The organism is Pseudomonas petrae, assembly GCF_021728295.1.
Classification (GTDB): Bacteria; Pseudomonadota; Gammaproteobacteria; order Pseudomonadales; family Pseudomonadaceae; genus Aquipseudomonas; species Aquipseudomonas petrae.
Genome location: NZ_JAKJXE010000010.1, coordinates 64,301 through 88,350, shown reverse-complemented (window position 1 = coordinate 88,350; position 24,050 = coordinate 64,301). Strand labels below are relative to the sequence as shown.

Sequence of the window (24,050 nt, the reverse complement as noted above, 5' to 3'; positions counted from 1 at the left end):
GTCCTCCTGTCAAAGACCGCCGATTCGATCAAGCTCGCGCTTGAGCTCGTCCCGACTGAGGGTGCTGAAAGGGAGCGCGATAAACGCTCTGCAGCGTTCCTCGATCCGTGTGAGCGTTGCGCGGAAAGCTGCGTCAACTGTCGCTTCATCACCCTTCACGACGGATGGATCTTCCAGGCCCCAATGGGATTTGAGCGCCGGGCCAAAATACACCGGGCAGCTCTCGTTCGCCGCTTTATCGCATACAGTAATGACGATATCTGGCAGGTTGCCCTCGAAGGCTTCGTTACCCTTGCTGCTCAAACCGTCTGTGGCAATACCGGCTTGCTGAAGCGTGGTGAGGCTACGCGGCAACACCTGTCCTTTGGGAAAGCTTCCGGAGCTCACTGCCTCAAACCCTTGCGGCGCAAGGTGATTGAACATGGCTTCCGAAAGGATGCTACGGCAGCTATTGGCCGTGCACATGAATAGGACTCGCATTGACTGCTCCTTTTGCGTTCGCGATGTAGATAGTTGAAACGTACTGCCCGAACACCGTAGGTGAGCGGCGAAACGTCAGCAACACGAAACTTCCCGCAAGGGCCGCCCCTCCATGTTCAGCAGGCGGTGCGCGTTGTGTTGCAGCCACTCGGCGTTGGCGTTCAGCGTTATCTGCAACATCTCTCCAACCCACGCGGGAAGGTGCGGATTCAGGCGGTAATAAACCCACTGCCCTTGGCGGCGGTCCAGCAACACACCGCTGGTGCGCAGTTGGGCGAGGTGACGGCTGATCTTCGGCTGGCTGTCTTCGAGAGCAAACATCAGTTCGCAAACACAGAGTTCGCCTTGGCTGGCGATCAGCAATGTGGCGCGGGCGCGAGTCTCATCGGCCAGACTTTTAAATACTTCAGGTGGAGTGAGCATGGGAGATACTGCTGCATATGGATAACCGAATATACGGATTTCCATATACTTAACGCAAGTCTGCCGTTGCGACTTAATTCCGAAGGCGTTGGTAGAAGGGCCGATGTACGTCGCTGCTCTGGCGGAAGGGCGCCTTAGCCTGGAGCCCCTGCAAGAAAAGCACTACCAGCCAAAACCCGAGTATTCATAGATTTTCTCCTAGAGCATTTTCAAGAAAACATCGGTGATCAATTGAGCGCTAACAGCAAATTGAACACGTGATCGCCACCCCTCCCTCCAGCACCTAACGGGTTCCCTCTGGCGCAAGCCGGTCTTCTGCATTTCCCTTCAAGCGAAACTTTTTGCGGGCAAGCTTCCGCCCCTTGACACCCCGCATACACATATTCCTAAAGCGCTTGATGGATCTTATCCACTGTTGCTCGCCTCCCTCCTCCCCTTCCTCGGCGCTATTTCTACCAATGGCTGAGGATTGGGAGTCATCCGAAGCATTTTCTAATACTCCCTCATGACGAATGACATACCTCGGTATTAGTCGACGGCACTCACGCACTAAACAATGCGGACTTACGTAGAAGTGCAGATTTATGCCAAACATTGCACTCTAGATCCAAGGCAGCAATCAAGATGACTGGGTAGCGATCTGGGCCATAACTAGCAAGAGCTACTTCCGTGTGCCCCCCTACGTAGAAACCGTTAACGAGCAGGACGGCCATAAACGCAAGATTAAAAATTGCATCAACTAACGAACAACACTTTATCGGCCCACGGTGATAAGAATGACCCGATACGATCTTCGCAAAGTCGACTTTAGCCTTTTAATCATTTTCGAAACATTGATGCAAGAGCACAACCTCACTCTCGCTGGCGAGAAACTGTTTATGTGTCAATCAGCGATAGGTGTTGCCGTTAGCCGACTGCGTCAACTTTTCGATGATCCACTCTTTGTTCGATTGGGCAAGACCTTGGAGCCTACAATCAAAGCAACAGAAATACTGCAAAACCTGACGCCAGTGATAGACACCATGGCGGCAGTATTGCGCAACGCCGGCGACTTTGACCCAGAGACCCGTTCACCTTTTTTTAAAACTGGCTTTTCAGGTAACTTGGCTAACGCTGCCTTCGACTCAAGTCACCCATCATTTTATGTGAAATAAGAACACCTCGGCGGACGACACCTTAAACGCAAGGCTCTGAACCCTTCAAACACATCTATAGGAAGGGCTAATGCACAGCATTGCCTATCGGTCTTGGACGCTATCAAGCAAACGGCCGAAGATCGCCACACACAAAACGCAACACCCGCCAGCCACTCAAACCTCGTAATCCGATAGGAGAAACACCATGACACAGTCCCACGCTTACAAAGACACCAGCCTCGAACTGACCGCCAAAATCCTGGACGCTAAAGCTCGCAAAAAGCTGTCTTTTGAGGACATGGCAGAAGGCACCGGCCTAGGCTTGGCATACGTCACCGCAGCTCTGCTCGGTCAGCACTCGCTACCTGAAGCCGCCGCCAAAGTGATCGGCGAAAAACTGGACCTGGATGCCGACGCGGTAGCTCGTCTGCAAATCATCCCACTGCGCGGCAGTCTGAATGGCGTTCCGACGGATCCAACGGTTTATCGCTTCTACGAAATGATTCAGATCTACGGCACCACACTCAAAGCTCTGGTTCACGAACAATTCGGCGACGGCATCATCAGCGCGATCAACTTCAAGCTGAACATGAAGAAAGTTGAAGACCCAGAAGGGGGTCATCGTGCTGTCATCACGCTCGACGGCAAGTTCCTGCCACTGCGCCCTTTCTAAGGATGCAAATGAAATCGTAATTGGGCCCGCAGCCTTGCGGGCCTGCTTCAAACTTTTTAGTCAGCGTCTACTCCTCACCAAAGATTGGAGGATTCACCATGAAAAATATTCTGCTTCTCGCATTATCGCTGACAGCCTCTTTTTCGGCATTTGCACAAGATGTCGCCACCACGACAGACGTCGTTCATTATAAATATGGCATGCATTTGGATATCGCCAAAGTAATCCACATTACCGAAGCGGCACCTGTATGCGCCCCGACACCCGTACAAATGACGTACCAAGATTCTCAAGGGCAAACGCATGCATTGGAATACAGCATCATTGGTGGCGGCTGCACCAATTAATCATCACCTTTAATTCACCCACTTTGGCAGGAGCAACTCATGAAGGCACTAATTGAAGGTTTTTTGAAATTTCAAAATGAAGTGTTTCCAGAACGAACTGACCTGTTCAAGCACCTGGCCACTACACAGCATCCAGGCACTTTGTTCATCAGTTGCTCTGACAGCCGTGTCGTACCCGAATTGCTGATGCAGCAAGAGCCCGGTGAGCTGTTCGTCATTCGCAACGCAGGCAACATTGTGCCCTCCTACAGCCCGCAATCTGGTGGGGTATCAGCCACGATCGAGTACGCCGTTGCTGTGTTGGGTGTAACCGACATCGTGATCTGCGGACACTCGGATTGCGGCGCCATGACAGCCGTTGCCAGCTGCAAATGCATGGACCATCTGCCTGCCGTCGCTGGCTGGCTGCAGCATGCCGAGTCGGCGAGAGTCATCAACGAATCTCGGCCTCACGCCAGTGAAGCGGCCAAGGTCAGTTCGATGGTTCGTGAGAACGTCATTGCCCAACTGGCCAACATCCAGACCCACCCAAGTGTGCGTTTGGCTCAGGAAAAAGGCCTGCTGAATTTGCATGGCTGGGTATACGACATCGAAGCCGGATCGATAGACGCTCTGGATGCCGACAACCGCACCTTCACATCTTTGGTAAAGCACCCTACTACCTGTGCTGTGCCTGCGCGCGCCCAAGCCACGGCATAAACTATTCTCAAATTTGAGGCACACACCCAGGTACCAAACTTAGATATCGGAGCCAGCATGTCCAGAGAAACAACATTGGGTGCGGAAAGTGTCCTCGCTACCGCCGATGGGTTGCCTGAAAACGCCCGCCGTCTTGCCGTATTTTCTCTCGCCATTGGTGTTGCCATGGCATCCCTTGACACGGCGATAGCCAACGTAGCTTTGCCAGCTATTGCAGAGCAATTGAACACAACACCCGCGTCATCAGTCTGGATCATCAACGTCTACCAACTGGCGATGGTAGCGACGCTATTACCGTTCGCTGCCCTTGGTGAAATCATTCGCTATCGCAGAGTTCTTCTTTTTGGACTGCTTTTATTCACGATTGCTTCCTTAGGCTGCGCACTTGCTTGGTCATTGCCATCACTGGTCACCGCTCGTCTTCTCCAGGGGGTCGGAGCGAGTGCTGTTATGGGCGTGAATACCGCCATGCTGAAAGCCATCTATCCAACAAAAATGTTGGGGCGAGGCTACGGCACCAACGCTCTCGTGGTCGCTGTCGCTTTTGCGATAGGGCCGACCATGTCATCCCTTATTTTGTCAGTCGCCAGTTGGCCATGGCTCTTCGCAATTAACGTTCCGCTTGGCCTCGTTGCATTTTTCCTCGGTCGTAAAGTACTGCCTGCCACTCACCGTGCAACGCACAAATTCGATGGCTTGACCGCCCTATACAACGTAGTGGCATTCAGTCTGTTGATATTGCTTTTCGGGGACGCGGCCCATCAAGCCAACGTGACAACGCTGCTGCTGGAGTTGGTCGGCGCAGCATTGTTTTTCGCGTTGCTCCTGCATCGGCAGGCAGACCATAAAGCGCCAATGCTGCCAATCGACTTGCTACGCCGGCCCATGTTCACGCTTTCAGTCGTAACGTCCGTATGCACCTTTGCGGCTCAGGGGCTGGCATTTGTTGCCCTGCCTTTTTACTTCTTTTCCACACTTGGTCGATCACCCGTTGAAACAGGATTTCTGATGACTCCTTGGGCAGTGATGGTCGCAATCATGGCCCCTATTGCTGGCAGATTGAGCGATCACTATTCACCTGGTGCTTTAGGAGGAATCGGCCTTGCGATATTAGCAGCTGGACTACTCGCGTTGGTGCTGATGCCTGATGCCCCGTCCACAATCAATATCAGTTGGCGCATGGCTATGTGCGGGGTTGGATTTGGGTTTTTCCAAGCGCCTAACCTCAAAGGTTTTATGGGTAGCGCTCCACCTCAGCGTGCTGGTAGCGCTAGTGGAATGGTTGCTACTTCTCGGCTCATCGGACAATCCACCGGGGCGGCTTTGGTTGCCTACTGCTTCATGTTGTCGAGCGAACACGGAGCAATATTCGCACTGTGGGCTGCTGCTGCATTTGCGGGAGCTGCAAGCGTCGCAAGTTTCGGGCGGGTGGTCGCGGTACGAACTTGATCAACGATCGCCGTCGTCGCACGATGAGCCCCATGGACAGGTCTGACGGGGGGCAATAATTTTACGCCCCATAGGTAGAACGCAGTCTGTGTTCTCGGAGAATCCAAATGCTCAACCTGGCATTAATCCAATGGCTGGACACGCACGCGGAGGGACTTGACTCGGGATCCAGTGATCCACAAGAGGTTTTGTCACAACTGGCGAGAGCTAACGTTTTACGTGTTGGAATAAGTCCTTTTTTGGGCGGCAGCGGTAAAAACCTGGCGGACTCGGCGGAAATTTTAGCCGCTGTTGCCAGCCATTCACTGACGGCAGCTTTTGTCATTTAGGGTCAGCGCACATTTATCGAATGTGTGCTGCAAAGCTCAAATTTTGCATTGCGCGAAAGGTTATACGGATATCCTTTGCTGAGGCAGCGGCTAACGCTGTGCAATTGGAACTGCAAGCGAGCGGTGACAAAGCCTATCTGGATGAACATGGGATCTGATTCGCCCGTCGTTGGCGTGAATTAGCGTTTATGCCAGTTGTTACCCCGACGCTGGTTCAGCTTCGCGCTCAGCTGCAACGGTAGTAACAGTGAATTGTTCCTCAATCGTCGCGTCTTCTGATAAATCAGCAACGGATGTGCTGATATGCCGTGATTGAAGCTTGGGTGCTTCATCAACCTTGATACGTCAGACAGCGCTTCGGATCCACACCAAAATCTCACTCATGCCATACCGAAGTATTAGACCCGTATATTTTCTGACTACCTGGATAAGCCCTATGTACGAATGTGTTTCCGGCCCCTGGAAGATATTCTTTTTCCTAAGGTTTCGGAGGATTTCGTCATGAACATGCTGATTAGGAACATCGCCAAAAGGTTGTCATCGCTTCGGTCGCTTACGATCTTTAGATCTGCTCTCGTTGACGTGAGCCTTGTGTCTTGCTTGAACAGTCAACACATTGGAACCGAATTGCGTATTGGCATGTCCGGTAACGGTTGCTCGCAAAACAACGCAAGCACTGATGCCCGCTTTAGGTTGATTGGTCAAGACATCGAATGGATACCAGCAGGATCCCACCTGGTCAGTCCACGCAAATTCTATGTCCATCACGGCATCTATCTTGGAAACGGTAAAGTTGCACACTATTCAGGATTAAGCGGGTCACTGAGAGCCGGTCCTATCGAAGTCACCGACTTGAAACGTTTTGCCAATGGCAGGTCCACTTGGTTCTATCAAGAACAAGCGGCTTTTACAAACGATGAAATCGTCGTGCGTGCACGCTCCAGAATTGGCGAGTCCCAGTACAAAGTTTTCTCCAACAATTGTGAGCACTTTTGTAGTTGGTGCATTACGGGCACCAGTCACAGTGCTCAAGTCGTTGAGTTCCTGCACTTCCCTTTTCGGCTAATAGGTCAGGTTTTCGCCCGGGAATCGGGTCTGGTCGCATAGTGAAAGAATCGAACTCCACGTCAAACTGGGGACTCTTTCGCTCCACTGAATTATCACGGTCAAAACGCCTATTTTATTGCGCTTTGACTCGGCTTTACGCCGGCGAACGGTTTTGCCTGCCCCAGTTTTACCGACTAATATTGGGTTTATTGTAGGTATCGAATTGCAGACCTGGTAGGCCAATTGATCCATGAAAATCATTACGGAACCCAAGCAAATTACTGGAACGTACCCCCGCACCCTTCTTTCTTCTTTGCAGCTTCAACGCTTAGGCGCAATAGCGCTTTCAAGCACCATTTTCCTCGTCGACCTCGCCAGTTCATTCCATGTCGCCATAGCGGTGCTCTACGTGGCGGTGATTCTGATTTCCGTCAATATATTCCCCAAAAAAGGCGTTATCCTCGTTTCTCTGTTTTGTATCGGATTGACGCTGATTGCATTTGTCTCACAACATGGTCTTGATTTTTATGACGATAGTTTTGCGCGACTATTGGTCAGCCTTTCAGCGATTGGCATCACGACTCTTCTAGCGCTCAAAAACGAAGCCTTCAGTGATGAATTGCAGGAACAGGTGCGATTGCTTGCGCAAACGCATGACGCGATCATCGTACGCGACATGAACCACATCATCTCTACGTGGAGTGCCGGCGCCGAAGCCCTGTACGGCTGGTCTAGAGAGCAAGCCATAGGTCAAGATTTCCGCGCCCTCTTGGCGCCCCAGATAACGACATCCTGGGACGAGGTGATGACCTCGCTTTTAGAAACGGGTCACTGGGAGGGAGAGGTAATCGAACACTGTCGAGATGGGGCATGCGTGACCGTTGTAAGCCGATGTTCGTTATCGCGCGGGGAGAATGACGAGCCCATAGCAATTCTTGCGACCCATAACGATATATCCGCGCGAAAGCAGGCAATAGACGCTCTGAAACGCAGCGAAGCGTTCCTTGCAGGAGCACAGTGGCTCAGTCGAACAGGAAGCATTGGTCTCAAAATCCCAAGCGGTGAAATGTACTGGTCGGATGAAGCACGGCGCATATTTGAATTCGATATCGACGAGCAACCCATGCTGACCAGCGTCTTGAGTCGAACCCATCCAGATGACCTCCATCTGGTTAAAGACGCGATCAAGCATGCCTACCAGAAAGAATCTCGGATAAACGCAGAGTATCGACTTTTGATGGCCGACGGACGCGTCAAGCATCTGCAGATGCTAGCGCAGTTAATGGAAGATGGACCGGACGATTTCGAATATATCGGTGCGCTGATGGACGTTACTGACGCCAAAACGTCGGAGGAAGCACTGCATCGATCACAAGCCGAATTGGCTCACGTCACTCGGGTTGCCACCCTTGGAGAGCTTGCTGCATCCATCGCCCATGAGGTCAATCAGCCGTTGGCCGCCGTCACGACCAATGGTACCGCCGGGTTGCGGTGGTTGAATCGAGACGTGCCTGACATAGGCGAGGTGCGCGGCGCGATTGAACGCATGGTGAGTGAAACTAATAGGGCAAGCGAAGTCATACGACGTATCCGAGCAATGTCCCGAAAAGCACAGCCACAAAACGTTACGCTCAATTTTATTGAAATCATTGATGAGTCCATAGCCCTGGTCGAGAGAGAACTCAAACGGAACAAAATTGTGCTAGACCTTAGCCATCTCAACGAGGCTGCCGAGGTCGACGGCGACCGAGTACAGTTACAGCAGGTCATCATCAATTTACTGATGAATGCCATGCAGGCAATGATCAACGCCAAAACAAAAAATCGAACGTTACGGTTGAGCCTAAAAAACTCAGCAATGGGCGAGGTGCTCGTTGCGATTACGGACAATGGCCCGGGAATTACGTCGGATCAGATGTAGAAATTGTTCGAAGCCTTCTACACCACCAAGGCCGAAGGTATGGGAATGGGACTCTCGATTTGCAAATCAATTATCGAAGCCCATGGTGGGCGCATATGGGCCACGTCTGATCAGGGAGAAGGCGCCACGTTCTATTTGTCCTTACCAGTCACCCAGAAGGAGCAAGTGTGAGCCAAGATACTGCGTCCGAAACGACAACCGACAATGGGCCCATCGTTTTCGTGGTTGATGACGAAGAGGCCGTACGCATCGCACTGAGCAGCCTTTTTCGCTCAACGGACGTTAGAGTGGAAACCTTCGCCACCGCGGCGGAGTTCCTGCTGCGACCAGATCCGCAAGCTCCATGTTGCCTGGTGCTTGATGTACGCCTTCAGGGATCCAGTGGCTTGGATTTCCAACGGCAATTGCTTGATGCGAACAATAATGTGCCCATCATCTTCATCACAGGACATGGCGACATCGCCATGACCGTCAAAGCGATGAAGGCCGGCGCGGTGGATTTTCTTGTCAAACCCTTCCGCGATCAGGATCTCCTAGACGCGGTGTCAGCAGCCCTAAGAACCGATGCTAAACGTAGGGAAAACGACAAACAGGATTCCGAGATGAATGCGTGCTACAGGTCTTTGACCCCCCGTGAGCGAGAGGTAATGGCCTACGCAGTCAGGGGGTTAATGAACAAGCAAATCGCGAGCGAGATTTGTTTGAGTGAAGTGACCGTGAAAATTCATCGTGGTCACGCGATGAAAAAGATGCAGGCGAAATCCTTTGCAGACCTGGTTCGGATGGCGGAAGCACTGGGAATTGGCGTGAAACGCTGAGCTTAGTAATACCTGTGTGTTATTTCCTTAAATGGAATACGTCCCTAAAGTGGTAGCAGACGACGAGTGCGGTTCCCACTCAATTTTGCTACCGGCCGGATTTAGGGCGATACCCAGTGAATAAAACCCCCATCATTTCCATTGTCGACGACGACGAATCGGGTCGCATAGCGTTGAGTAGTCTTGTGCGCTCGATGGGCTATGAGTCATGTCTTTTCTCATGTGCCGAAGATTTTCTTGCCTCCGCAGAGCGCAGCGAGACTGACTGCCTGATCACTGATTTTCAGATGCCTGGAATGACCGGTCTGGATCTCCAGGGCCAGCTGGCCAGCGATGGACAGACTATTCCGATCATCTTCATCACTGCTTACCCGGAAGAGTCCGTGCGCAATCGTGCGACCGCGGCTGGAGCGGTCTCTTTCCTTAGCAAGCCATTCGATGGCCAAGTGATCATTGACTGCATCGAGCAAATTTTCACCAGAGGCTGAACCTACCTGACATTGCGCCAGTCCTCTCCCTGTCACCCCTGTTGACGCTATTCCTTTCAGCTCCTTCCTACCCCTCTTTACCCCTAAAACCTAACGTTGCCAGTGAACCACTTCCCAAGCTCATGACATTTCCACCACCTTCATACACATACTTCTGTATTAGCGACTACCACTCAGGCGCTAAAAATGTCGATCTTATGTAGAAGTGTTTATAAACACCGGAAGCCCTATTCTAAAATCAAGCCATCGAACAAAGCGCTTCAGACTCAAACTAGGCATTCAGAAACTTCGGTTTGAGTTCGGGCCTACTTACTGCTCAATGACTCAACAACGTTGAGTGCCAGTTGTCAGTATGCAAAGGCTCAGCTTGTATTAATTTTTCGCATGTTGCGGCTCATAGCCCAAACGGTGATGATGATGAACAGGAATGATCTTCGAAAAATCGACTTCAGCCTTCTGATCGTATTCGAAACGTTGATGCACGAACGCAACCTAACCCGCGCCGGTGAAAAACTGTTTCTCGGGCAGCCTTCCATCAGTGCTTCTTTGAATCGACTTCGTCAATACTTCAATGACCCGCTCTTTATCCGCATGGGCAGGTCGATGGAGCCGACGAGCCGAGCGTTTAAAATTCTTCAAAGCCTCACTCCTGCCTTGGACAACATGGTGGTAGCGCTCAGCAACGTCAGCGAGTTTGATCCTCTGACCAGCAATGCCGTGTTCCGGATTGGCCTTTCGGATGATGTTGAATATTCGTTGCTGCCAGGGATGCTGCGTCAACTGCGCATGGAGGCTCCAGGCGTAAGTTTTGTGGTGCGCCGTACCGATCACTCGATGATGTCCGATCAACTTTCCACTGGAGAAGTATCGCTTGGTGTCTGTCACAGCCGCGAGCTTCCAGCCAACGCAAAACGCAAGTTTCTTCGCAGTATCTACCCGACCGTACTGAGTTCCCGTTCGATCTCTGGAGCCTTCGACTTGGACGAGTACTGCAATCGCCCCCATGTTTCTGTCTCTCTCAATGGCGAATTAACCGACACCATAGACCGGACATTGAACACTATGGGGCGGCAGCGCCAAGTCGTGTTGGCTGTTCCCCAATACAGTGCCCTCAAAACACTTCTTGAAGACACGGACATGATTGCAGTCGTACCGGAGTACGTTGCATCAGCCATGACAAAACAGGGCGGGTTACGGATGGATCCCGTTCCAATGAGTATTCCCGCCCTTGAGCTGTCGCTGGCCTGGAGTGGAACCCTGGACAACGACCCGGGAGAGCGCTGGCTCCGTTCCCGAGTCTGCCATCATCTGTCTGATAGGAGTGGCTCCATCAGCGAAATAAGCCCTAGAAAAGTAGCTGCATAATAACCAAACGTCTTACAACAAATAACGCCTATACATTTTAATTATAAATAGAGACCTGATGCACGCCCATAGGCAAAACCAATACTACGGATTGCATACCGATCCTGGATCGTTATCGACACACTGGATATTGATTGGTAATTACCTGAGCGATGCTGATTAACGATACTGATCGAGAGACTTTATTGGAGTTAACGTAATGAAACAATCTCGCGTTTACAACGAAGTTAGCATCGCTCTGATTACTGAAATCCTCCACGCCAAAACCAGCAAAAGGCTGTCTTGGCAAGATTTAGCGGAAGGCACCGGGCTGGGTTTGGCCGACGTGACCGCAGCATTGCTCGGTCAGCAACCCCTCCCCGAAAAGGCGGCCAAGTTGATTGGCGAGAAATTAGAGTTGCATGCAGAGATGGTGGCGCTCCTGCAAGTCATACCTTTGAGCGGCCGCCTTGGTGGAGTACCCCGCGAGCCATACATCAACCGTCTAGACGTAACGATCCAGATTTGCCGCTGCACGCTGAAAGCGCTCGCTGACGAGCATGTCGCGGGATAATTAAATCGGTTAACTTTAACGTTAATACGAAACATGCAGCAGGCATTCTACAGAGTCTGCATACACCTGACTGTGAGCCGTCGCTTAACAGTCCATCTTTGAAACTGTAATTGTTTATGCGATTCGCCTGTGTTTTATCCGTGGGGCTACCTTAAATTCTTATAAAAGGCATTAACGACCCCCTATCACTGGAGATTATTCCCATGAAAAGGATTCTGTTCCCCGCCATGTTTTTTATCGCTTCGCTGTCGGCTTGCGCACAACAAGCCGCTGCATCACCTGCTGTTGTTTTTTACAGTGATGGACTGTACCTGGACATCTCCAAGGGGGTGGACATTTACCCGATAGCGGATGATTGGGGGCCTACCCTGGCAGAAATAACCTGCAAAGGCGCTGAGGGCAAAATTCATATTCCTGGGCGCATCGTAATGCTGATCGGCTGCTCCAACTAAATACCAATTATCACTACCAGGCATTGTCATCCCGTCGTGGGCCATCAATGCCGACGCTGTATAAATCGCAGTTCAATTCACACACTACCGGAGTTAAAAATATGCTTACTGTCACCCTGTACGCCACCGCCACCTGCCCCTACTGCCAAGCCGCAAGACGCTTGCTTGCCAAAAAAGGAATCCAATTTAACGAGATCGAAGTGACGTCAGTAGAAAAGCGAGTCGAGATGATCAATCGCAGCGGGCGCCGGACTGTACCGCAGATTTTCTTCGGTAACTGGCACGTCGGTGGATACGACGATCTGGCTCAATTAGAGGAGGAAAGCGGACTGAAAGAGGCGCTCAACTCGCGCGTGGCGTACTGAGGACCTCAATATCCAATCGTTTGAATTCAATCTAACACTACCTCTCACCAAAGGATTTTAGCCATGAGTTACCCGTCCTCTCTACAATCCGCGCTTCAGAAAGCCAGCAAGCTTGATAGCTTGGGTGTTCACCTGATTAGGATCGCTGTTGCCATCATATTCATTTGGATTGGGGCGTTGAAATTTGCCCCGTACGAAGCGGATAGCATCACCCCATTTGTGGCTAACAGTCCGGTTATGTCGTTCTTCTATGAACATCCAACCGAATACGAAGAACACCTTACTCACGAAGGTCAACTCGACCCTGCGAAACGCGCATGGCAAACGCAGAACCATACCTACGCGTTTTCAGACGGCCTCGGTACTGTTGAAATTCTAATCGGCCTGATGGTCCTCACCTACGCCTTCTCACGCCGGTTGGGCATGGTGGGTGCAATACTCGCCCTCCTGACACCTCTTGTAACGCTGTCGTTTTTGATCACAACTCCCGAAGCTTGGGTGTCGAATATTGGTGATGCCCAATACGGTTTTCCTTACCTATCCGGTGGAGGGAGGCTGGTGCTCAAAGATGTATTGATGCTTGCAGGAGCGGTAGTAATGATCGCGGACTCGGCCCGCAAGCTCTTGAGCCCGACGACGAAGGTCAGCAGATGCCCTGCGTCAAAAGAGCCAACGCAACAATGGATCGGCTTGCCATAACAAGGCGTCCTGGCCAACCCCAGGCACTTCGATGGTAGATAGATGACCCATCGTGCCTGTTGTGCAGATCGGCGGGGCCGCAGGTTCCTGCCCCCGCGTGATTGTTTCATTCAACTGAATGGAGCCATCAGATTTTTGCTCCTTCGCTAACCCTTTTAGAACGGGAAACTGAAGCGATGTACTCATTCGAGGCCTTGTTCAGAGTTCACCGTTCTAGGAGTTCCGAAATGTTCGACAACACGATCTGTTTGTTATAGGTGCAGGCTCGGGCGGCGAGCGGGCGGCGCGGTTTTCCGGGGATTTTGGAGCCAAAGTGGCGGTTGCTGAAAGCCGCTACCTAGGTAGCACGTGTGTAAATGTGGGTTGCGTACCGAAAAAAAAAATGCTTATGTACGGTGCCCACTTTTCAGACGAGTTTGAACAGATCAAAGGCTTTGATTGGAGTACATGAGAACGTAGTTCGATTGGAAAACTCTAAGTGCTAACAAAAATCGTGAGATCGGAAGACTCAACGGCATCTATCGCAAGCTGCTGAGTAACAGAGGTGTCACTCTGGTCGAAGCTCACGCGCGGCTTACCGATGCCCATCATCTGCAAATCATCGGTAAGCGCTATAGCGCTAAGAAACCTTGATTGCGACCGGTGGCTGGCCGCAGGTGGCCGACATCCAGGGCGGGAGCACGCGATCGCGTCCAATGAGGCGTTATTTCTTAAGCAGCTACCTAGGCGGGTACTGGTGGTTGATGAAGGTTATATCGACGTCGAGTTTCTTGCGATGATCGTGCCATCTGGAAATGGGAGAGTCCCTTCCCTGTAAGCCTTCATAGCTATGTCATTTCCCAATGATAACGCGGATGTCGGGCTTCTCACCTTCTTCATGAGCAATGCTGACAAACTGCCAATCGCGATAGCCTTCTGGAAGGGGACGCCAAACACAGGCGATGCTCCCGCGTCTGCACCAGGAGTGGATTCCGCGTGAGCAACAATCGATAGGCCCAATAGCACACTGATGATGCCGGCGGGCGCAGGTATAACGACAATATTCCAAGTCATCACACACGCTCCGAGTGGGGCGCTACACGAGTTTCTTCCTGAAATAAATAGCGCCGATATTAATTTCAAAGCGATCAAATTATTGAATGCAGGCCTCACAGCGGAGGAAGGCCATTGAGCTTTCTCCTCTCCTCTTCGGCTTGGGACGATGGGCGAATATCTTCCCCTTTTTCGTAAGCCCGAATAACCGCAGGTCGCTCCCCTACTTTATTCATCCAGGCCACAATATGAGGGTAATCCGAAAGGGTTATCCCCTGTTTACCGTGGATAAAGACCCAGGGATAAATCGCCATATCGGCGATCGAGTACTCACCCGCAACGTACGGTCGTTCGGATAGTTGCTTCTCAAGCACCCTGTATAAGCGCTCGGTTTCCTTACTAAATCGGGCTTCCGCCAGCGGTGACCTCTCTAACGCATAGTGTAGGAAAAAAACCGTCTGGCCCAATATCGGGCCTAGGCTTGCGGCCTGCCAAAACAACCACTGAAGGACTTCAGCTGCGCCTTTTACCTCTTGTGGTAGAAATTGGCGGCGGCGCTGAGCCAGATACAGCAAAATTGCACCAGACTCAAAGACCGATACACCTGCTTCGCTGTCCACCAGTGCAGGTATGCGCTGGTCTGGCGAAATGCGCGTGTACTCGGCTGTAAATTGCTCTCCCTTGGTAATATTGATGGGGTGGATTGTATAGGGACGACCTGATTCCTCCAGAAAAATAGCAACCTTCTGACCATTCGCAGTCGGCCAGTAATAATAATCCACGGCGCTGGGATCTTTGGTCATTGCCTTGCCCTCTGGATGAAATGACGCAAAACTGAATCGGATAGCCGAGAAATTTCTGCGATGTATTCGAGGCGCTTGAGGAGTGTCGCACCACTCAGGCCCAGGCGAAGCGAAGCGGATTTTCTGCCGGGTAATGTGGCGTTCTCAGCACTCGTTAATTGCTTTAACAATTGAAAGGCGACCTCGGTAGCTGTCCCAAGTCCACTCGATGTGATGATTCGACAGCAAGCAGCATAAGTACGCTTTTCATCCGGGGGAGCCTCCGCGGCTTCGCGTGATTTTCTATAGGCGCTTGAGACTATATTCCGCTTTAAAAACAGCGGAGCGAACACCCAAAAAACGGAATCCAATATTTCACCCGTCGAAACGGCGGACTGCGCTTTGGATCCATTGGTGATTGCCTAGGCTTCAATATGCAGTCCCTTTGCCGACGCCTCTGCTATCTCGATTTATTGTAGGTTGTGGGAGCAATCAGCCATGAACGCTTCCCCCGCTCTGGTCAACACAACCCCCTGCGCACTTCGCTGCAACAATGACTCGCCTGGACGAGCCTCCAGTCGCCCAACCGCTCGAACAGCAGCAGGGCCAGAAACGTTGAAACGGCGGGCCGCCACCGCGAGACTGGGTCTACCGGAACGACGGTTATATAGACCCCTCGGCTGAGGGTGTGGATTTTTCGATACGTTATGGGACGTTGACAGACAGTACACTGCACGCGAGATCTATTGGTGAAAACCGAAGAGTTGTTTGCGCGTCACCGGACTATTGGCAGTGAATGGGCTACCCCTCAACCCTGAAGACTTAACGCGACATGAGTGTTTGGTGATGCGCTTCGGGAAAAACATATCGCGCGAGTGGTCATTTGCCAAAAACGGCACAGAACACCGTGTGGTCGTTCACGGGCGGCGAGTTGCCAACGATGGAGGTCTGGTAAGGCAGTGGTGTCTGGCAGGGTACGGGATCTGCCTGAAATCCATATGGGATGTGTGAGCAGATCTGGATGCCGGTCGTTTGATTGAGCTATTACCGGAATATACAGCCGGTACAACCGCACTCCATATCGTGTATCCGCATACTCAGATGTTGCCAAGAAGGGTTCGGTTGCTGATGGATCTTATTGTCGCAGAATTGGCTCCTGTGAAATAATGACATAGCCCGCCCAGCACCTGATAAAAACACCTCGCTGGCTCAGCGACGGATGATCAAATGCCCAAGATCTTTCTCTGACCTCCGACATGAATCCTGCTTTAAACGCGGAGTGAATAATCGAATAAAAACCAGCACTGGTTTTTTTCACGAGCCAACACCTTAAATGACTTATCCATCTCGCACCTTTAAAGCAAGGCCCCGATCCTCTCGACAGATAAATTCAGTTAAGACGTCATTCTCAATTTCGTCGAGAGGCATAAATCTATTCACTCAGCGGACATGGCTAGCAACTTTCAGCTGAATAATTTTTCAGAGTTGTCTATCTAGCTCAAAAACACTAGCCACTAGATGAGCCACTTCATCTCGACGCACGGTCGTACCCTCAGGCGGGTTGAGTATTAATGTCGTGTTTCGCCCTTGAGCAATCAAAACCTTGCCAGCTTCAGCCCACTCTGCGCTGCTGACCGGTCTGCTCGCCTGAAACTCTGGTCCGCTTTTCATCCATCCGTTAGAGACGACAATTTCGGCTTGATTCAGTAACGGTGAGTCCGCTGGCAGATCAATAAACACAGGACGCTTGTCGACCTTCATCTCGCCAGCCAATGCCATCTGCGACGTGTTGGCCAACTCACCCCGGGTGATGGCACGGTCAGGCTCGAAGGCATTGGACTCGTTGCAAGTCATCAGCCCACGAAAAACAACAGCGCGTACCGCAGCGAATTCCGGACTTTCAAGGACGTCAATGGGCACATTTTTTTGAGCAGGCTTCAACCAGGCATCAACAGGAGTTACGTCAAGCCGGACGCCCTGAGCCGAGTAATTGGTCAATGAGTCATAGCTTTTACTGTGCGCGACAAAGTCCGGGGTTTTAGAAAATTCGAACCGGTAGCCGTAGTGGTAGCCGTTGAGAGGATTGTACCTAGTCATCAAACCCACCTGGCGAGTCGCCGTGTTGTCCGCCAGGCCATAAAGCACTGCCCGACGCATCGCAGCCACTGCTGACAAGTCAGTGATCAACTGGTTACCTATCAAGTACTGATCGCCAGCTTTAATGATTTCTTTGCCTTCTGCCGGCGATATAGCATCGGTAGAAAGATCGTACCGGTCACCATCGCCCAACATCGCGAGACGTACATTATGCAACTCAGTGCCATATACCCCGAACTGTTTGGTCGCATGACTGGCATCCATTATCGTCAGGTAACCCTCGCCTATGACCTCAATCTGGCCACCAGGCTTCACCCACATGGCAGTATTGGTGTCGAGTCCGAAGCCTTTCATCCTCTGCCCGCCGATAAGATAACTCGCCATGCGCGCCGTGCGCCCGGTGCTGGTTTCTTCCAGCTGATCCAAGTGCTGATCAATTATTCCGGCAGTGAACAAGCCCGATCCTTTGAGTAACGCCACGCCACGCTGCCCAGCGGACTTCGCAACACCAAAATCCAGAGTATCCATGACAACCCCATACGCGGTGGGCATTTGCGCGCCGAGAATGCTGGCGCCAGCGCTGGTGCCACCAATGACTCCACCTTGTTCATACACTTTGCGAACCGCTTGCATCGCCAGCGAGTCGCTACCATCAGCGTTAATCAAAGCCTTGGCGATTCGTGCCTGATCGCCTCCTACAAACCATACGGCACTTGCCTGCGTGATAGGGCTGACCGCGTCAGCATCGTTCATGGTCTGCGTATAATTTTTGCTGTCAATCGAGGCAATGGTGACGTGAGAAGCCGGTAAACCTAAAGCCAGAAGCTCAGCTTGAAAACGTTTGCTGGAACTTAAGCTGCCACTCGCCGTGGGCATGATCACGATTTTTGCCGCAGCAGGGCCACCCCCAAGATCAACAAACTTGTGATACACGGGCAAGTTGCTCGCCCTCAGCATCCCTCCCACCGCGAGCAAATGCCCCTCGGCCATAACTGAGGTCGTTGTTGAAGCAATCATCATTGCGACCAGCGTGTTTTTTCTCATTATTTTGCTCATCCGCATTGCTCTTTTTGTTGGGAAGAACATCGACGACCTCTACGCCCTCATGTCGCCAGCTTGAAAACTTATTTTCATCTTTTGCATTAGTGAAATCTTATACGCCGCAAAAGTACACGACTCAAGATCCACCAACGCGAAAAAAAGACCGTTTGCGTGCGGTGATATTGTTTTTTTGTCTTTATTATCAATCGCTTAACAAGTTAACTCTAAATTCCCACCAGGGCCTCAATGAGTTTATAATTTTCCTGCTTTACTTTTTATGGAAATATTCGTTTCATTTACTGGTGGCGCGTCGACTGGCTAAACCGTCGTCGGTGCCAAAACGTCACCCACCTGATACCCGATGCAAGGAGTACCACCATGAAAAAAACCACTCTCCTCAGCGCCATTGCGTTAACCGGCCTGAGCGCATTCGCGATGGCGGAAGAACAGACACTTCGCATCGGTATCGAAGCCGCCTACCCCCCCTTTGCGTCCAAGACAGCAGAGGGGGCGATCACCGGTTTCGACTACGACATCGGGAATGCGCTGTGCGAGAAAATGGCGGTCAAATGTGTATGGACTGAGCAGCAGTTCGACGGACTGATTCCATCGCTGAAGGTTCGAAAGATCGACGCCGTCCTCTCCTCCATGTCGATCACACCCGATCGGCTTAAATCGGTCGATTTCAGCAAAAAGTACTATCACACGCCTGGCAAACTGGCGATGAAGGCCGGCACCGTCGTCAACGACCCGCTGGTAGACCTCAAAGGAAAACGAGTGGGCGTTCAGCGAGCGTCAACCTATGATCGCTATGCCAGTGATAAATTCGCCGCAGCGGGTATTGAAGTCGTGCGCTACGGCTCCCAGAGTGAAGCGTTCCTGGACCTGGCGTCAGGACGCCTGGACGCCACCCTTGCCGACATTGTCAACATTGATGAAGGCTTCATCAAAACCGACGCAGGCAAGGGTTTCGCATTAGTAGGACCGGACTTCACCGACGGCAAATATTTCGGCAACGGCGCGGGTATCGCGGTACGCAAAGGCGACTCTGCAACCGCTGAAAAGCTCAACGCGGCTATCGATGCCGTTCGCGCAGACGGTACCTACCAGAAAATCCAGAGCAAGTACTTCAGCTATGACATTTACGGCGGCTGATCACGTCCGCGGGAGGCGCTAGACGGCGACTCCCGCTAGTCCTTTTCAGGAATTCTGTATGGAACATATCGAGCACTTGCTGCCTTGGGGCAGCCCAGGTATCGAGCGAAGGCTGTCGGTTTTTCGTTTTGGTAGCGGCCCGAGAAAAGCCTACATTCAGGCATCGCTGCACGCGGATGAACTACCAGGCATGCGCGTCGCGGTCGACCTGAAAAAACGCTTGCGCGAGCTGGAGAAGGAAGGTCGCTTGAACGCGACTATCGAACTGGTTCCAGTGGCTAATCCGATTGGACTGTCACAGATGTTTCAAGCCACCCACCAAGGTCGATTCGACTTTTCCAGTGGCAAGAATTTCAATCGCGATTTCCCGTCACTCGCTGAAAAGGTCGCGACAAAAGTCACTGGTCGCCTGCACGCAACGGCCAACGATAATGTGCGGATTATCAGAGCAGCCATGCATGAGGTGCTGGCTGAGCTGCCGCAGGCGGCGTCAGCCCTTGAGGGACTGCAACGCCTCTTACTCACTCACGCCTGTGACGCCGACGTAGTGCTCGATCTGCACTGCGATTTTGAATCTGTTTTATTGCTTTACAGCCTGCCACAGCTCTGGGATGCACTGACGCCACTGGCGACTCGCCTTGGTGCAAGCGTGGCCTTGCTGGCTGAAGCCGCTGGCGGCGATTCCTTTGACGAAGCGTGCTCGATGCTATGGCTCCAACTGGCCAAACAATTTTCTGCGGCCGCCATTCCGATGGCGTGTATGGCCACAACAATCGAACTGGGCGGTATGGCGGACACCGGCCAGGTCGAGGCCGAAGCTCACGCCGAAGCCATCCTGGCGTACCTGAGCGAGCTGGAAATGATCAGCGGCGAGTGGCCAGCTGCCCCCTTGCCATGCTGTGAAGCAACGCCCTTCGCAGGCGCGCAGTATGCCTATGCGCCACACACGGGCGTTGTATCGTTCCTCAAGCCACTGGGCGCGCGAGTCAATAAAGGCGACCCGCTCTTTGACGTCTTCGATCCGATCAGCGACAGACACACACAAGTGTGCGCCACCACGAACGGCATTCTTTATGCCCGCGAGCGATTGCGTTTTGCTCAACCAGGCCTCTGGCTGGCCAAGGTCACGGGCAGCGAGCCCATCCGCCATGGAAGACTACTGACCGATTGAGGCAACATCCCCGTGAATCCGCTCGCTTCAGATACACTGGGGCCATCGATCGACAGGCTGGCCTGACCTATGCTCCAACCCTCTCGCAATGCCACTGTTTATACCGCCCCCATCATGCGCACCCTCGCGCAGGCCTCACCGGATCTGCAACCCTCGTTGCGCAAGGTCGCTGACTTCATTTTGCGTCACCCTTTAAAGGCAGCAACCCTGAACATCGAGGAACTGGCCCTGCAGTCACTGACGTCACCGGCGGCGGTCAATCGGCTGTCCCGAGCCTTGGGTTTGAAGGGTTACACGCAACTGAAGGCGGAGTTGGTCTCGACCTTGCAAGACATGGTGTCGCCGGTCGACAAGTTGCGCGATGAAATGGCCCTGCGTCCCTCGGGGGAATTTGGCTTGACCGAACAACTTCAACTGGCGGCCAGCAACCTGAGTACCACAAACACCAACAATCCTTCGCAGGTGTTCGAAGCGTTTGTCGCGGCGCTGATTCGGGCGCGCAAAATCTATATTCTCGGATTCGGAAACAGTGCTTATATGGCTGGACTCGCCGCGTCCAACCTGATCCCCTTCATCGCGGACGCTCAGGCAATCAGCATGGAGGGAGGCAACGAAAACGCAGCCTATCGGCTGGCCTCAATCACCCCAGATGACGTATTGCTTGCAATCTCGCTGCCGCGTTACTCACAGGACACGCTGCAATTGGCACGATTCGCCAACGAGCGCGGGGCAGCGGTGCTCGCCATTACGGATTCACCCGCGTCACCTTTGGCCAACATCGCCGATTACACACTGTTCGCGGCAGCAAATCATCCGGTTCTGATCAGTTCAAATTCGGCGGTATTGGCGTTGATAGAGGGTTTGGTCGCTGCCGTGATGACGCGAAACAAGGAGGCTGTGCGCCTGTCTGCGGAGCTGACTGAAAGTGTACTTTCTTACTTGCATGTGTCGGCTAACAAGCCTGGTACCAAGAAAAGACCACTCGCCCGTTAAGACCGCCGCCCGCTTCCTTGGCCTAACTCAAGGTGGCAACTCCCAGCTGTATAGGCAAGCGCTCGGCGAGAAAATCCAACAGTTTGCGCAACCCTGCTCGCTCACGTTGGTCTTCATGGATCGCCAGCCATATCTCCAAATCGAAGCCAAATAACTCAGGTTCCAATGCAACCAACTCGAACTCCCGAGGGGCCAGCGTTATGTGGCATAGGCCAATCCCGAGACCTGCACGGAGTGCTGCCAATCGCGCCATGGCGCAATCAGAGCGGAATGCCAGCTGTTCGATGGGCATCGGGAGCCCCTTCGCCTGCCAATGCGCATGCAACCCGATGCGACGGTCGTAACCGGCTAATCGGTGCTCCATAAGTTGCTCGCGATTTCGCGGCGCACCTTCCCGCACCAGATAGTCGCGATGGGCGTAGGGACAAACTCTACTGTGATCCAGGCTTCGAGCGATCAATGCGCCCTGTTGCGGTCCAAGCATGCGCACGGCGAGGTCGGCGTCACGGCGCAACAGATCCTCTGTATGTTCAGCGATGGACAACTCAAGCCGGGCGCCCGGATTGCCAATTTGAAATTCAGCCAGCAATGGCGTCAACGTGGGTTTTCTTCAAGCTCGGAGCAGGCATTTACCTGGGCGTTTCATCCGCGTGCACGACCTGCTGCTCGACCATTAAGTCACGTAGCGCATCGACCAGGGGATACAACTGCAAGCCCGTAACCCGCCCTTTTTAGCCAAAGTCGAGCGTGGAATCACCAAGCCGGCGCGACCAAAAATCGATTCCTGACGGTAACACCTAATCGATCCACTGAGAGTGGATACTGAGCTTAAGAACTGCTTTACTGTCCGTTACCCCTTCCCCATACCTGTGAGTTAGCAGCGGATTTGGCAACGACCAGGACCTTGCAAGAGATTCCGAGCTGACCGCTAGAAGCCGCGGCCAACGGATCTTTTGAGGGTTGAGCGGCACTCAATCGGTGCCAGCTACCTGCAAAATGGTTTGTCACCAAAACAGCATGAAGTCGGGTCAATTTGCGGCCTGTTTGGCACTGCGGTTTGGGCCCAAAAACGTCGAATTTGGAGGTATGAGTCAGGCTCTCGGATGCGATGTTTTGATTCAAAATCGGCCCCTGGGCCTTGTGATCAAAGGACTCGGGCGGCGACTAGAGACCTTTCACAGAGCTGGCGATTGCTCAACCACCCTCCCCGCCCCCCCCGCGCTCTGTTCCGTTTCCCTAGCGCACCATCGGAAGTCCGGCTTTCGCTGCTTCCGTTTGTCTTCAAAGGCAAGGCCCGCGTGACATACAGCCGGTTTCGCTGATTTGGCATGGTGATCTTTAAGAACGAAGAATCGGAACTGAGCTTCCAGGGGTTAGTGGCACGTAGCGGATGAGGAAAAACGCCCTGATGGCTCGGAAACAGGGCGTTTACCAAGTTTATCTGACATGCGAAAAAGCTGAGAAAGGAAGAGAAATATCAGACAGAATTGGTGCCAAAGGCCGCGCGAAAAAGGGCCAAAAGCGGCGTGAACTCACAGTGACATCACAGCATCACGACCCATTGAGTTATTGCAATCAGCTCTCCGATTGCAGTAGAGGATCACCGATGGCCGCACACACGTTTCCATTTGCCCGATATGTGCCCTCCTATTGAAAATGGAAAGCACAAAAAAGCCGATCTTTGAAGATCGGCTAAAGCGTCTGATTTTCATCAAAAAATATGGTCGGGACGGAGTGATTCGAACACTCGACCCCTAGCACCCCATGCTAGTGCGCTACCGGACTGCGCTACGCCCCGACTAGGCGTTAATGTGTTGCGGGTTCTTGCGAAAGCGTCGAGGAATATACCCTAAGCTTCTGAATGATGGAAGTATTTAGGCTAGCCGCGCGATGTCACTTACGCAGCACGACCAAGACATCTTCCAGCTCGGCAATCATCTGTTTGATCAGCTGCTTGTACTGCAGCGAATCATCCTTGACCTCATCGCTGGACATGCGCAAACGCGCACCGCCAATGGTGAAGCCCTGATCGTAGAGCAACGCGCGGATCTGGCGGATCATCAGCACGTCCTGTCGCTGATAATACCGGCGGTTTCCGCGGCGCTTGACCGGGTTGAGTTGAGGAAACTCCTGCTCCCAATAACGCAGAACGTGCGGTTTGACCGCGCAGAGCTCGCTGACTTCACCAATGGTGAAGTAGCGTTTGCCAGGGATAGGCGGTAGCTCGTCGTTATGACTTGGTTCCAGCATAAGCCTCAACTCGGGCCTTCAGTTTCTGCCCTGGGCGAAAGGTGACCACACGGCGAGCGGTAATGGGGATTTCTTCCCCTGTCTTGGGATTCCGGCCCGGTCGCTGGCGCTTGTCGCGCAGATCAAAATTTCCGAATCCGGACAATTTGACCTGCTCGTTATCTTCCAGAGCGTGCCTGATTTCCTCAAAGAACAGCTCGACCAGTTCCTTGGCTTCTCGTTTGTTCAGGCCTAGCTCTTCGTACAGACGTTCGGCCATCTCAGCTTTCGTCAGAGCCCCCATAC

25 protein-coding genes, 1 tRNA gene and 5 pseudogenes are annotated in these 24,050 nt (G+C 52.5%); 21 read left to right on the top strand and 10 right to left on the bottom strand.

From position 1 onward, the window contains the following. Window positions 1-9 precede the first annotated feature (9 nt). Together L4G42_RS18295 and L4G42_RS18290 are read right to left on the bottom strand one after the other, a co-directional pair. Window positions 10-480 carry an arsenate reductase ArsC gene (locus tag L4G42_RS18295; RefSeq protein ID WP_237250874.1) on the bottom strand — a complete coding sequence of 157 codons (471 nt, stop codon included), beginning with the start codon at window positions 478-480 and terminating at the stop codon, window positions 10-12. A 75-nt stretch (window positions 481-555) separates the two neighbouring features. Beyond that, window positions 556-903 carry a metalloregulator ArsR/SmtB family transcription factor gene (locus L4G42_RS18290; protein WP_237250873.1) on the bottom strand — a complete coding sequence of 116 codons (348 nt, stop codon included), beginning with the start codon at window positions 901-903 and terminating at the stop codon, window positions 556-558. 776 nt (window positions 904-1,679) lie between these two features. Between L4G42_RS18290 and L4G42_RS18285 the strand changes: the two genes are divergently transcribed. The 17 genes and pseudogenes from L4G42_RS18285 to L4G42_RS18210 form a co-directional block, all read left to right on the top strand. Further along, the gene (locus L4G42_RS18285; protein WP_237259458.1) at window positions 1,680-2,057 is read left to right on the top strand and encodes a LysR family transcriptional regulator; all 378 of its coding nucleotides are present in this window, start codon (window positions 1,680-1,682) and stop codon (window positions 2,055-2,057) included. A 187-nt stretch (window positions 2,058-2,244) separates the two neighbouring features. After that, a complete protein-coding gene (gene cynS, locus L4G42_RS18280; RefSeq protein WP_237250871.1) occupies window positions 2,245-2,712 on the top strand; it encodes a cyanase in 468 nt (155 codons plus the stop codon). Between the two features lie 98 nt (window positions 2,713-2,810). Further along, window positions 2,811-3,059, top strand: coding sequence for a DUF2790 domain-containing protein (locus L4G42_RS18275; protein WP_237250870.1), 249 nt, complete (start codon window positions 2,811-2,813; stop codon window positions 3,057-3,059). A 39-nt stretch (window positions 3,060-3,098) separates the two neighbouring features. Further along, on the top strand, window positions 3,099-3,758 hold the full coding sequence (locus L4G42_RS18270) for a carbonic anhydrase (protein WP_237250869.1): 660 nt from the start codon (window positions 3,099-3,101) through the stop codon (window positions 3,756-3,758). Window positions 3,759-3,815: 57 nt separating this feature from the next. Then, window positions 3,816-5,207, top strand: coding sequence for an MFS transporter (locus L4G42_RS18265; RefSeq protein WP_237250868.1), 1,392 nt, complete (start codon window positions 3,816-3,818; stop codon window positions 5,205-5,207). Window positions 5,208-5,314: 107 nt separating this feature from the next. Further along, the gene (locus tag L4G42_RS26405) at window positions 5,315-5,536 is read left to right on the top strand and encodes a hypothetical protein (protein ID WP_419789383.1); all 222 of its coding nucleotides are present in this window, start codon (window positions 5,315-5,317) and stop codon (window positions 5,534-5,536) included. Between the two features lie 62 nt (window positions 5,537-5,598). Next, a pseudogene (locus L4G42_RS26400) lies at window positions 5,599-5,778 on the top strand (acyl-CoA dehydrogenase family protein); the annotation flags it as partial. Between the two features lie 259 nt (window positions 5,779-6,037). Continuing rightward, entirely contained in the window at window positions 6,038-6,643 is a 606-nt protein-coding gene (locus L4G42_RS18255; RefSeq protein ID WP_237250867.1) for a lecithin retinol acyltransferase family protein, read from the top strand. A 190-nt stretch (window positions 6,644-6,833) separates the two neighbouring features. Beyond that, window positions 6,834-8,675 (top strand): annotated as a pseudogene (locus L4G42_RS18250) (PAS domain-containing sensor histidine kinase). Continuing rightward, window positions 8,672-9,322, top strand: a complete 651-nt coding sequence (locus tag L4G42_RS18245) for a response regulator transcription factor (RefSeq protein ID WP_237250865.1) — start codon at window positions 8,672-8,674, stop codon at window positions 9,320-9,322. Before L4G42_RS18250 ends, L4G42_RS18245 begins: the two are co-directional and overlap by 4 nt. Before the next feature lie 116 nt (window positions 9,323-9,438). Continuing rightward, a complete protein-coding gene (locus L4G42_RS18240) occupies window positions 9,439-9,810 on the top strand; it encodes a response regulator transcription factor (protein WP_237250864.1) in 372 nt (123 codons plus the stop codon). Between the two features lie 417 nt (window positions 9,811-10,227). After that, on the top strand, window positions 10,228-11,175 hold the full coding sequence (locus L4G42_RS18235; protein ID WP_237251036.1) for a LysR family transcriptional regulator: 948 nt from the start codon (window positions 10,228-10,230) through the stop codon (window positions 11,173-11,175). 199 nt (window positions 11,176-11,374) lie between these two features. Continuing rightward, window positions 11,375-11,728: a cyanate hydratase gene (locus tag L4G42_RS18230; protein WP_237250863.1), complete on the top strand. Its 354-nt coding sequence runs from the start codon at window positions 11,375-11,377 to the stop codon at window positions 11,726-11,728. 203 nt (window positions 11,729-11,931) lie between these two features. Beyond that, window positions 11,932-12,180 carry a DUF2790 domain-containing protein gene (locus tag L4G42_RS18225; protein WP_237250862.1) on the top strand — a complete coding sequence of 83 codons (249 nt, stop codon included), beginning with the start codon at window positions 11,932-11,934 and terminating at the stop codon, window positions 12,178-12,180. Window positions 12,181-12,281: 101 nt separating this feature from the next. Beyond that, complete coding sequence (gene grxC / locus L4G42_RS18220; RefSeq protein WP_237250861.1) at window positions 12,282-12,545, top strand: glutaredoxin 3; 264 nt, start codon at window positions 12,282-12,284, stop codon at window positions 12,543-12,545. 63 nt (window positions 12,546-12,608) lie between these two features. Continuing rightward, a complete protein-coding gene (gene rclC, locus L4G42_RS18215) occupies window positions 12,609-13,244 on the top strand; it encodes a reactive chlorine resistance membrane protein RclC (protein WP_237260991.1) in 636 nt (211 codons plus the stop codon). A 244-nt stretch (window positions 13,245-13,488) separates the two neighbouring features. Then, window positions 13,489-14,013, top strand: a pseudogene (locus L4G42_RS18210) (FAD-dependent oxidoreductase); the annotation flags it as partial. 379 nt (window positions 14,014-14,392) lie between these two features. Here the strand turns inward: L4G42_RS18210 and L4G42_RS18205 are convergent. Both L4G42_RS18205 and L4G42_RS18200 read right to left on the bottom strand, forming a co-directional pair. After that, complete coding sequence (locus tag L4G42_RS18205) at window positions 14,393-15,079, bottom strand: glutathione S-transferase family protein (protein ID WP_237250859.1); 687 nt, start codon at window positions 15,077-15,079, stop codon at window positions 14,393-14,395. 452 nt (window positions 15,080-15,531) lie between these two features. Beyond that, window positions 15,532-15,693: pseudogene (locus L4G42_RS18200) on the bottom strand (helix-turn-helix domain-containing protein); the annotation flags it as partial. Window positions 15,694-15,904: 211 nt separating this feature from the next. Here L4G42_RS18200 and L4G42_RS26135 point away from each other — a divergent pair. Beyond that, on the top strand, window positions 15,905-16,069 hold the full coding sequence (locus L4G42_RS26135) for a type 2 periplasmic-binding domain-containing protein (protein WP_336885867.1): 165 nt from the start codon (window positions 15,905-15,907) through the stop codon (window positions 16,067-16,069). Between the two features lie 468 nt (window positions 16,070-16,537). Here the strand turns inward: L4G42_RS26135 and L4G42_RS18190 are convergent, their stop codons facing one another. Further along, complete coding sequence (locus L4G42_RS18190; RefSeq protein ID WP_237250856.1) at window positions 16,538-18,211, bottom strand: cyanophycinase; 1,674 nt, start codon at window positions 18,209-18,211, stop codon at window positions 16,538-16,540. 363 nt (window positions 18,212-18,574) lie between these two features. On the opposite strand from L4G42_RS18190, the gene L4G42_RS18185 reads away from it, so the two are divergent. From L4G42_RS18185 to L4G42_RS18175, 3 genes are all read left to right on the top strand, one after another. Then, a complete protein-coding gene (locus tag L4G42_RS18185; protein WP_237250855.1) occupies window positions 18,575-19,351 on the top strand; it encodes an ABC transporter substrate-binding protein in 777 nt (258 codons plus the stop codon). Between the two features lie 58 nt (window positions 19,352-19,409). Continuing rightward, the gene (locus L4G42_RS18180; RefSeq protein WP_237259461.1) at window positions 19,410-20,522 is read left to right on the top strand and encodes a succinylglutamate desuccinylase/aspartoacylase family protein; all 1,113 of its coding nucleotides are present in this window, start codon (window positions 19,410-19,412) and stop codon (window positions 20,520-20,522) included. A gap of 69 nt (window positions 20,523-20,591) precedes the next feature. Then, window positions 20,592-21,515 carry a MurR/RpiR family transcriptional regulator gene (locus L4G42_RS18175; protein WP_237250853.1) on the top strand — a complete coding sequence of 308 codons (924 nt, stop codon included), beginning with the start codon at window positions 20,592-20,594 and terminating at the stop codon, window positions 21,513-21,515. 22 nt (window positions 21,516-21,537) lie between these two features. On the opposite strand, the gene L4G42_RS18170 is transcribed toward L4G42_RS18175, so the two are convergent. The 5 genes and pseudogenes from L4G42_RS18170 to ihfA all read right to left on the bottom strand — a co-directional run bounded on the left by L4G42_RS18170 (window position 21,538) and on the right by ihfA (window position 24,048). Continuing rightward, complete coding sequence (locus L4G42_RS18170; protein WP_237250852.1) at window positions 21,538-22,113, bottom strand: substrate-binding domain-containing protein; 576 nt, start codon at window positions 22,111-22,113, stop codon at window positions 21,538-21,540. A 34-nt stretch (window positions 22,114-22,147) separates the two neighbouring features. After that, window positions 22,148-22,311: pseudogene (locus L4G42_RS18165) on the bottom strand (IS66 family transposase); the annotation flags it as partial. A gap of 925 nt (window positions 22,312-23,236) precedes the next feature. Further along, window positions 23,237-23,313, bottom strand: a tRNA-Pro gene (locus L4G42_RS18160). 95 nt (window positions 23,314-23,408) lie between these two features. After that, a complete protein-coding gene (locus tag L4G42_RS18155) occupies window positions 23,409-23,765 on the bottom strand; it encodes a MerR family transcriptional regulator (protein WP_081566855.1) in 357 nt (118 codons plus the stop codon). Continuing rightward, complete coding sequence (gene ihfA / locus L4G42_RS18150) at window positions 23,746-24,048, bottom strand: integration host factor subunit alpha (protein WP_002553164.1); 303 nt, start codon at window positions 24,046-24,048, stop codon at window positions 23,746-23,748. Before ihfA ends, L4G42_RS18155 begins: the two co-directional genes overlap by 20 nt. Window positions 24,049-24,050: the final 2 nt, after the last annotated feature.

Bases quoted from the DNA above. Each gene is read 5' to 3' on its own strand.
- L4G42_RS18180 (WP_237259461.1), top strand. From the start codon at position 19,410: ATGGAACATATCGAGCACTTGCTGCCTTGGGGCAGCCCAGGTATCGAG.
- L4G42_RS18230 (WP_237250863.1), top strand. From the start codon at position 11,375: ATGAAACAATCTCGCGTTTACAACGAAGTTAGCATCGCTCTGATTACT.
- L4G42_RS18190 (WP_237250856.1), bottom strand. From the start codon at position 18,211: ATGAGCAAAATAATGAGAAAAAACACGCTGGTCGCAATGATGATTGCT.
- L4G42_RS18235 (WP_237251036.1), top strand. From the start codon at position 10,228: ATGAACAGGAATGATCTTCGAAAAATCGACTTCAGCCTTCTGATCGTA.
- L4G42_RS18275 (WP_237250870.1), top strand. From the start codon at position 2,811: ATGAAAAATATTCTGCTTCTCGCATTATCGCTGACAGCCTCTTTTTCG.
- L4G42_RS18255 (WP_237250867.1), top strand. From the start codon at position 6,038: ATGAACATGCTGATTAGGAACATCGCCAAAAGGTTGTCATCGCTTCGG.
- L4G42_RS26405 (WP_419789383.1), top strand. From the start codon at position 5,315: ATGCTCAACCTGGCATTAATCCAATGGCTGGACACGCACGCGGAGGGA.
- L4G42_RS18185 (WP_237250855.1), top strand. From the start codon at position 18,575: ATGAAAAAAACCACTCTCCTCAGCGCCATTGCGTTAACCGGCCTGAGC.
- L4G42_RS18265 (WP_237250868.1), top strand. From the start codon at position 3,816: ATGTCCAGAGAAACAACATTGGGTGCGGAAAGTGTCCTCGCTACCGCC.
- grxC (WP_237250861.1), top strand. From the start codon at position 12,282: ATGCTTACTGTCACCCTGTACGCCACCGCCACCTGCCCCTACTGCCAA.
- ihfA (WP_002553164.1), bottom strand. From the start codon at position 24,048: ATGGGGGCTCTGACGAAAGCTGAGATGGCCGAACGTCTGTACGAAGAG.
- rclC (WP_237260991.1), top strand. From the start codon at position 12,609: ATGAGTTACCCGTCCTCTCTACAATCCGCGCTTCAGAAAGCCAGCAAG.
- L4G42_RS18155 (WP_081566855.1), bottom strand. From the start codon at position 23,765: ATGCTGGAACCAAGTCATAACGACGAGCTACCGCCTATCCCTGGCAAA.
- L4G42_RS26135 (WP_336885867.1), top strand. From the start codon at position 15,905: ATGCGCTTCGGGAAAAACATATCGCGCGAGTGGTCATTTGCCAAAAAC.
- L4G42_RS18270 (WP_237250869.1), top strand. From the start codon at position 3,099: ATGAAGGCACTAATTGAAGGTTTTTTGAAATTTCAAAATGAAGTGTTT.
- L4G42_RS18175 (WP_237250853.1), top strand. From the start codon at position 20,592: ATGCTCCAACCCTCTCGCAATGCCACTGTTTATACCGCCCCCATCATG.
- L4G42_RS18290 (WP_237250873.1), bottom strand. From the start codon at position 903: ATGCTCACTCCACCTGAAGTATTTAAAAGTCTGGCCGATGAGACTCGC.
- L4G42_RS18205 (WP_237250859.1), bottom strand. From the start codon at position 15,079: ATGACCAAAGATCCCAGCGCCGTGGATTATTATTACTGGCCGACTGCG.
- L4G42_RS18285 (WP_237259458.1), top strand. From the start codon at position 1,680: ATGACCCGATACGATCTTCGCAAAGTCGACTTTAGCCTTTTAATCATT.
- L4G42_RS18295 (WP_237250874.1), bottom strand. From the start codon at position 480: ATGCGAGTCCTATTCATGTGCACGGCCAATAGCTGCCGTAGCATCCTT.
- cynS (WP_237250871.1), top strand. From the start codon at position 2,245: ATGACACAGTCCCACGCTTACAAAGACACCAGCCTCGAACTGACCGCC.
- L4G42_RS18225 (WP_237250862.1), top strand. From the start codon at position 11,932: ATGAAAAGGATTCTGTTCCCCGCCATGTTTTTTATCGCTTCGCTGTCG.